Origin of the sequence: Rubritalea sp., assembly GCF_039830215.1 — a bacterium.
Taxonomy (GTDB): Bacteria; Verrucomicrobiota; Verrucomicrobiia; order Verrucomicrobiales; family Akkermansiaceae; genus Rubritalea.
This window is the reverse complement of the sequence record NZ_JBDOPO010000256.1, coordinates 1-4386: the sequence shown is the minus strand read 5'-3', so window position 1 is coordinate 4386 and position 4386 is coordinate 1. Positions and strand designations below refer to the sequence as shown.

General features: G+C 45.9%; 5 protein-coding genes. All 5 read left to right on the top strand.

Translation table 11 applies throughout. The annotated features are described in order from the left end of the window. Window positions 1-66 precede the first annotated feature (66 nt). The 5 genes from ABGY95_RS08430 to ABGY95_RS08410 all read left to right on the top strand — a co-directional run bounded on the left by ABGY95_RS08430 (window position 67) and on the right by ABGY95_RS08410 (window position 3709). Window positions 67-1974, top strand: coding sequence for a cytochrome c oxidase subunit 3 (locus ABGY95_RS08430; RefSeq protein WP_347441239.1), 1908 nt, complete (start codon window positions 67-69; stop codon window positions 1972-1974). Between the two features lie 71 nt (window positions 1975-2045). Continuing rightward, window positions 2046-2396 carry a cytochrome C oxidase subunit IV family protein gene (locus ABGY95_RS08425; protein WP_347441238.1) on the top strand — a complete coding sequence of 117 codons (351 nt, stop codon included), beginning with the start codon at window positions 2046-2048 and terminating at the stop codon, window positions 2394-2396. A gap of 18 nt (window positions 2397-2414) precedes the next feature. Then, entirely contained in the window at window positions 2415-2618 is a 204-nt protein-coding gene (locus ABGY95_RS08420) for a hypothetical protein (protein ID WP_347441237.1), read from the top strand. Between the two features lie 5 nt (window positions 2619-2623). Further along, window positions 2624-2827: a hypothetical protein gene (locus tag ABGY95_RS08415; protein WP_347441236.1), complete on the top strand. Its 204-nt coding sequence runs from the start codon at window positions 2624-2626 to the stop codon at window positions 2825-2827. Window positions 2828-2854: 27 nt separating this feature from the next. Continuing rightward, window positions 2855-3709: a cytochrome c oxidase subunit II gene (locus ABGY95_RS08410; RefSeq protein WP_347441235.1), complete on the top strand. Its 855-nt coding sequence runs from the start codon at window positions 2855-2857 to the stop codon at window positions 3707-3709. The last annotated feature ends 677 nt before the right edge of the window (window positions 3710-4386 follow it).

The window sequence follows — 4386 nt, the reverse complement described above, 5'->3', positions numbered from 1 at the left end:
AGTCCGCTGAGTAATATTGCTCACGCAATCACGCTAACTTACGAAACATAAAGAAATACTTTTCAAATGGAAATTCCTTATATCGTCAATGCCCGCAAGGACACAGGACTCAATAACTCAAAGATCGCTATCTGGCTGTTCCTCGCTTCAGAGGTCATGCTCTTTGGTGGTCTATTCTCCTCGTACATCTTCCTCCGAGTGTTCGCGGATTACCCTTGGCCAGAGCGTGCTCTACCAGTGCTCCCAGGTCTTCTTAACACATTTATCCTGATCGCATCCTCAGTCACAGTAGTGTTTGCTTGGGCTGGTCTCAAGCTCCGTAAGTGGGGCATGTTCGTCGGTAACATGTCTTTCACCATCCTCTGTGCTGCAGTGTTCATGGTGTTCAAGGCGCGTGAGTATAGTGGTAAGCTTCATCACCACGCTTCACAAACTGAAGACTACGGATGGGTAGAAGGGCACCTCGACGTGAAGCACCCTAACCAATACGCTATCACGGCAGAGCAAATCAACTTCAAACTCGATAGCACGACACCAAATTATCTAGAGGCAATCATTGCTCAGGGATCAGCCAAAGACGCCCCATTAGTGTCGTTCCGCAATAACTTAACTTCACATGTTGAAAAACTAGAAAAAGGTATTGATGAAGCTGGTTCTGATTCTGGAAAGGTTGCAAAACTAACTAAAGAGCTAGAGGAGATAAAACCATTTCTCGAATCCGCTGAAATGAGTTTGCCGTCCAAGAGCGACGAAAACCCAGAGGTTATCAACGCATTTATTGATGGGGCTAACTCAATCAACACTCTTGTTGATTCCTACAAAGTTCGCGTAATCAAAGATGGTGAGTTCACTGAGACCGTCCTCTTTGGATCAGGTACGAAGCTTTCTCCTGAAGTGATCGCAACAGCCAAGGCCGAGTTCATCAAAGCCCGTACGCATAACGCGGAACTCCGTACGCAGCTTCTCAAAGATGCGTGGGTAGATATTCGTGATGTAGGCAAGCACCCAGAGCTAGCAGGTCTCAAAGACTTTGAGTCCGCTGTGAAGGCTGCAGTCGCTAAGACCCATAACGAGCTCGTTGACAAAGCTGAAGCCAACAATGAGTTTCTTATTGCTAACGGCAACATGGTATTCAACACCAATGGTGCCGAGTTTAAAATTAACACTGGTTGGGGAGGCATTTCTAACTCTACTAATGGTCAAGATACAAACATTTCACTACTCGACGGCACAGTGCTTAGTGGAACTGCTGGAGACTCTAGCCTAGTTTACCATTACATTGATGGTCTCGACTTCCGCCACCTCGTCCTTAAAGCTGAAGAGAAGAATCTCGACGCTGAGAAGCTTATTGAGTCATCACCTATCCTTCACGTTCACGATCATGGGACCCACACAGGTGGTGCTAAGATCCGTGAAATCTGGGCTGCTCACAAGGTCTGGCGTGGATTTCTAGCTAAGGAGCTTCTCAAAAAAGAGCGCGTTCCTACTGAAGTTGACCTCTACCGTGTCACTTGGCACCAGATGGTGGCTTATGATAAGCTGAAGCAGGAAATGGTAGCAGCAAAGAAAATCCCTGCCGACGCACCACTCAAGGATGCAATAACTGAGGATAATTGGATGACAGTGAAAGACGATCACCAGCCAAGCATGATCTACGATGTCACTGGCATCACTGATGAGCACAAAGCAACATTCCCACAACATGTGAGCATTCAGCGAGATGAAGTCCGCTTCGATTCTGTTTTCTCTCCAAAGATGAACAACTATTACGCAATCTATTTCACTGTCACTGGTCTTCACGGCCTGCACGTGATCGGCGGCGCGATCGTACTAGGCTACTACCTCTTCTTCGGGCGTAAGATGTACCTATCAAACCCAGAGTGGCTAGCTAACCGAGTGGAAGTTGGTGGTCTGTTCTGGCACTTTGTCGACCTTGTTTGGATCTTCGTATTCCCTCTTTTCTACCTCATGTAGGTATTTCACGTGGCTCAACTGGGCTATCTACTTCATTTCACTTTTCTATCACTATCTAACGTTTCAATCCAATGGCTGACTCACCAGAAGAAATTAAATCTCACTTTAAACAATACGGTATCGTAGGAGGCATTCTCTTTCTCGGTACTGTACTCACAGTAGCTGTAGCAACGGTACCAGCACTCGACATCGGTGGTCACGGCTTCGATAAGTCTGACGCGATACTCGGAATGTTTATTGCCACAGTCAAAGCGAGCCTTGTTGCAATCATCTTTATGCACCTTAATCATGAGAAGAAGGCTGTCTACTGGATCTTCCTTGGGTCTCTTGTGTTTGGTGCGATTCTCATCGCACTCTTCGCGCTAGCGATGTACGATCCGATCACATTTGACGGACTTCTTCCAACCATGCCTGGTCAATAATCTTCAATCACTAAAGCTATGTCACTCCGCGGATTCCACATTTTCTTTCTCACCGTCGTCACCGTCTTCTTTGCGCTTGTTGCAGCCTGGGGATGGACTGCAGGCTCAAGCCAAGATGCGAGCTTCTGGAAAAACGTAGCAATAGTCTGCACGATCACTGCCGTAGTCACCCCAGCATATGGTGTGGTCTTCATCAAAAAGGCTAAGAAACTTTACCGTTAATCATTATGGCTCTGAGCTTGACAATTGCATGTCTCACATGCGCTAAAGCATTCGAACACGCAGGTAAAGATGCTGCGGGTTTCGCTATCCTGTTCATGTTAGCCATTGTGATACCAGTTATCACTACAGTGGGCATTCTCATTTTCCGTATTGCGCGACGTGAGAAGACACACTTCGATCCACAATTCTCCGACTCACTTGATTCTTAATTATCTAACCATTTGCTAAAGCACATTATGTTCAGCAACTTCACAATCGCATCTATCTTCTCTCCATCCACATGGCTTGGCCTGCCTGCTAATTATTCCGCTCACGGTGATCAAGTTGATCACACATTGGATGTTATCAATTGGTTCATGATCGCTCTCTTTGTAGGTTGGACCATTTTCTTTTTCGTTTGTCTTTTCAAATTCACGCAGAAGAAAAACCCTAAAGCATCCTACCACGGTGTAAAGAACCACGTCTCAACCCACCTAGAGGTTGGTGTTATCATCATCGAAGCAGTTCTTCTTCTAGGTTTCGCGCTACCATTATGGGGTGAGCGGACTGATTCTTACGATCGAATCCTGAAGGAAGAAAACCCAGTACGTGTGCGTGCTATCGGTTTCCAATTTGGTTGGAAATTCCACTATGCAGGAAATGACGGTAAGTTTGGTTTCATCGACCGTGATCTAGTACAGACTCCTGGAGATGCCTGTCTCTACAAAGACGACCCAAACGGATTTGACGATTTTGTCGCTTCTTCACTCAAGCTTCCAGTAAACCGTCCGGCAGTGGTTCAGGTGACTTCGACTGACGTGATTCACAACTTCTCAATCGTCCCAATGCGTGTGCAGCAGGACGCCATCCCAGGCAAGGATATTCCAATGTGGTTCACGCCACTCAAGGAACTTGAAACATCTGTTATCTGTGGCCAGCTCTGTGGTGATGGTCACGCAAACATGATAGGTACTATGGTAATTGAATCTCAAAAGACATTCAACGACTGGGCTAGTAAAATGAGTTCAGATGCCTACGAGTCAAATAAAGCCGCCTTCGACAAACGCCAAGCGGAAAACAAAGAGGCTGATCATGGTAGCCACGGTCATTAAACTGTAGGCTGATAGCTCACCGAATTTTTCAAAGCCCATGAGCAACATGCTCATGGGCTTTTTTCTTGGTACGTGCCAAACCTCATCTTGCCTAAAATCACATCTACAGCACACCCAATTCTAAATATAACTCACAACTAGTTTTCTGACCTTGCTGTCATGGTATCTAATCTGACTTCCTCAGCATTCTGTTATGCTCCGTTTTATCTTTCTGATTAGATCTCACTTTTTCTTCCGCACAGGTGACTGGATGCTCGCTGAGTAACGCCCCGAAATTCTTAAAGATTGAGTGATACGAATAGCATCTTTACACTGAAAGCTGATTTGTCGGAGGTGTAGCCAATCATCCTGAATTTAGTTCATGGTTTACTATTAAATTTGAACTTAAATGGTGTTACGCTTGTGCCTTTCCGGCTCTGACAGAAAAATTGTGTTTTTGTTCTGTTAGTTAGGTCATTGCTTTTTCGAAGCAATGACCGATAATTACCTTCTACTGGATCTTGAGCGGAACCCGCATTTCTAGTCCGTGTGTTAGAGGTTGATGTTGCGTAGGTTCGGGACTCTGTCACCAAACTCCATGGCGAACCGAGCAAGCGCTGGACCCCAGTTTTGAATGGGCATCGTCCACTTCTTGCTAGCACGCTCGATCGAGAGGTAGAGCACTTTCATCAACGCGT